General features: G+C 51.0%; 3 protein-coding genes and 1 pseudogene (1 of these 4 only partly in view). All 4 read left to right on the top strand.

The genetic code is table 11. From position 1 onward, the window contains the following. Positions 1-70 (top strand): annotated as a pseudogene (locus INT22_RS06540) (quaternary amine ABC transporter ATP-binding protein) (it extends 1159 nt beyond the left edge of the window). Beyond that, on the top strand, positions 70-906 hold the full coding sequence (locus INT22_RS06535) for an ABC transporter permease (protein ID WP_089039603.1): 837 nt from the start codon (positions 70-72) through the stop codon (positions 904-906). Before INT22_RS06540 ends, INT22_RS06535 begins: the two are co-directional and overlap by 1 nt. A 195-nt stretch (positions 907-1101) precedes the next feature. Beyond that, positions 1102-1974: a glycine betaine ABC transporter substrate-binding protein gene (locus tag INT22_RS06530; RefSeq protein ID WP_193060700.1), complete on the top strand. Its 873-nt coding sequence runs from the start codon at positions 1102-1104 to the stop codon at positions 1972-1974. A 160-nt stretch (positions 1975-2134) separates the two neighbouring features. Beyond that, positions 2135-2557, top strand: coding sequence for a universal stress protein (locus INT22_RS06525; protein ID WP_193060699.1), 423 nt, complete (start codon positions 2135-2137; stop codon positions 2555-2557). Positions 2558-2672: the final 115 nt, after the last annotated feature.

Genomic DNA, 2672 nt, shown 5'->3' with positions numbered 1-2672 from the left:
GCGGCGGTTGCTAGGCGTCGTTGTGAAGGGCGCAGTACTGGATGAATTAGCACGGGCAGGAGAACAGTAATGGATATTCCAAGCATCCCCCTTGGCGATTGGATCGAAAGTGGCCTGACCTGGTTGACCAGCGAATATTCAGCCGTCACCCGGGCAATTTCCCGCTTTACTCAAACCGGCATTGATGTTTTGAACGATAGCTTGATGTGGCTACCTGAGTGGGCGCTACTTGGGTTAATCGCCCTACTCTGCTGGAAGCTAGCGGGTGCTCGCTTAGCGATTGGTTCAGTCGCCGGGCTAGCCTTGATTTGGAATCTGGGTCTCTGGAACCCGATGATTGAGACGCTCACGCTGGTGGTTTTCGCAACCCTGGTTGCCGTGGTTATCGCATTGCCTGTCGGCATTGCTGCGGCATTGTCTAATCGGCTGTACCGATTGATCATGCCGATATTGGACTTTATGCAGACCATGCCTGCCTTTGTTTACCTGATACCAGCCATTCCGTTTTTCGGCATTGGTTCTGTATCCGCCATTTTTGCAACGGTAATTTTCTCGATGCCGCCGGCGATTCGCTTCACAACGTTAGGTATCCGCCAGGTGCCGGTTGAGCTTATTGAAGCCGCCGATGCCTATGGCGCAACGCGCAGCCAAAAACTTTTCAAAGTTCAGCTTCCGCTCTCGCTACCTACGGTGATGGCGGGTATTAACCAGACCATTATGCTGGCACTTTCGATGGTGGTTATCGCCGCTATGATTGGTGCAGATGGCCTGGGTAGCGAAGTGTGGCGCGCTATTCAGCGACTACGCCCCGGTGATGGCTTTGAAGCGGGTATTGCCGTGGTCATTCTGGCCATGCTACTTGACCGTTTAACTCAGTCACTACGGAAAACGCGCCGCTCACAGTGAACCAAGCTATGAAAGGTCACGCAGACAATCACACTGCGTTGACCGGTCTTCTTGATGAACGCTTTTTACATGTGCATGCTGGTCGTATCTTCGAATTCTTAATTTAAGTGCATCTGATAGCATACTTACTACGGTTGTGGCGCTTACTCACCCTATTGATAACTGCCAACAACTGTTTCCCCAAGGAGCAAGTGAATGAAAACTCGTACGTTGAATCACCGGATCCGCCTCGCCTCATTAGCCCTCATTGCTGGCACTGGCATTGCCGCTGGAAGTCTGGCCCACGCCCAAGACCAGGGCACTATCAACCTTGCCTATGTTGAATGGTCGTCTGAAGTAGCCTCTACCAACGTCGTCGCTGCTGTATTAGAGCAAGCTGGTTTCGATGTTGAACTAACGTCACTTTCTGCCGCCGCTATGTTCCAGGCACTTTCCACTGGCGACGCCGATGCCATCGTCGCCGCTTGGCTACCCACGACTCACGCTGACTACATGGAGCGTGTAGGTGACAATATTGAAGATCTCGGCATGAACTTGGATGGCACCAAGCTGGGATTGGTAGTACCGGCTTATACAGATGTCGATTCTATTGCCGACCTAAACGACAACGCCGACAGCTTTAACGGCGAGATCATTGGTATTGACCCCGGTGCAGGCCTAATGGCGCTGTCCGAAGAGGTCGTGGATACCTATGACCTCGGGCTGCGCCTGCGTAGCGGTAGCGGTGCCACCATGACCGCAGCGCTTTCAAGCGCGATTAACAATGAGGAAGATGTTGTGGTGACTGGCTGGACACCACACTGGATGTTTGCCCGCTTCGACCTGAAATACCTCGAAGACCCGGAAAATGTCTATGGCGGTGCTGAGCAGATTCACACGGTGGTGCGCCAAGACCTAAAAGATGACATGCCAGAAGCCTACGCCATCCTTGACGCCTTCGAGTGGACGCCCGAGCAGATGGGTGAGGTCATGCTGATGAACCAGGAAGATGGCAGCGACCCCTACGAAAATGCTAAGCAGTGGGTTGAAGATAATCAAGATGTAGTCGAGCTGTGGCTAAGTAACTAATGTTGTCTTGGCTAAATCCAGTTTATTAGTAGAATGATTAATGAGCTGAAGTTGCACTTCGCTTCAGCTCATTTGTTTAAACCCACTGTTTTCAAACAACAATATAGCTTTAATTAGTACGGTAAACCCATGCTAAATGGAGCCATATGAGGAGCGTACTGTGTTTAAGAACATTATGGTACCAGTCGATCTTGCTCATCTAGAGCTACTGGAGCCTGCCTTAAGCGTAGTGGCAGACATTGCTAAGCGATATGACGCTCATATCATCTACGTTGGCGTTACCGCAAATACACCTACAAGCGTTGCCCGCACTCCCCAAGAGTACGAGCAAAAACTTGAAGCTTTTGCCCACGAGCGACATAAAGTGCACGGTCAACCGGTAAGTATTAGGGTTTACAGCTCGACGGATCCCATTGCTAATGTGGACAAGCAGCTTGTTGATGCAGTGGAGGAAACGGGGGCTGATTTGGTGGTAATGGCAACACATTTACCCCGCCACCTGGACATTATTATGCCGTCCCATGGCGGCAAAGTAGCCACCCACACAGACGTCTCCGTTTTCCTGATTCGAGTGACCCAATAAACGCGCTCTTGCGTTGTAGAAGCAATGCGTTGACAACTCGCGCTTAACAGCGCGCACTTTTAATAATGATGGGAGCAAATTTGTGGATAAAAAACCGCAAAATCGACCACCTGAA

The sequence above is a fragment of the Halomonas sp. 3D7M genome (genome assembly GCF_014897885.1).
Classification (GTDB): Bacteria; Pseudomonadota; Gammaproteobacteria; order Pseudomonadales; family Halomonadaceae; genus Vreelandella.
Note: the sequence above shows the minus strand (reverse complement) of the source record. Positions and strands in the feature narration are given on the sequence as shown.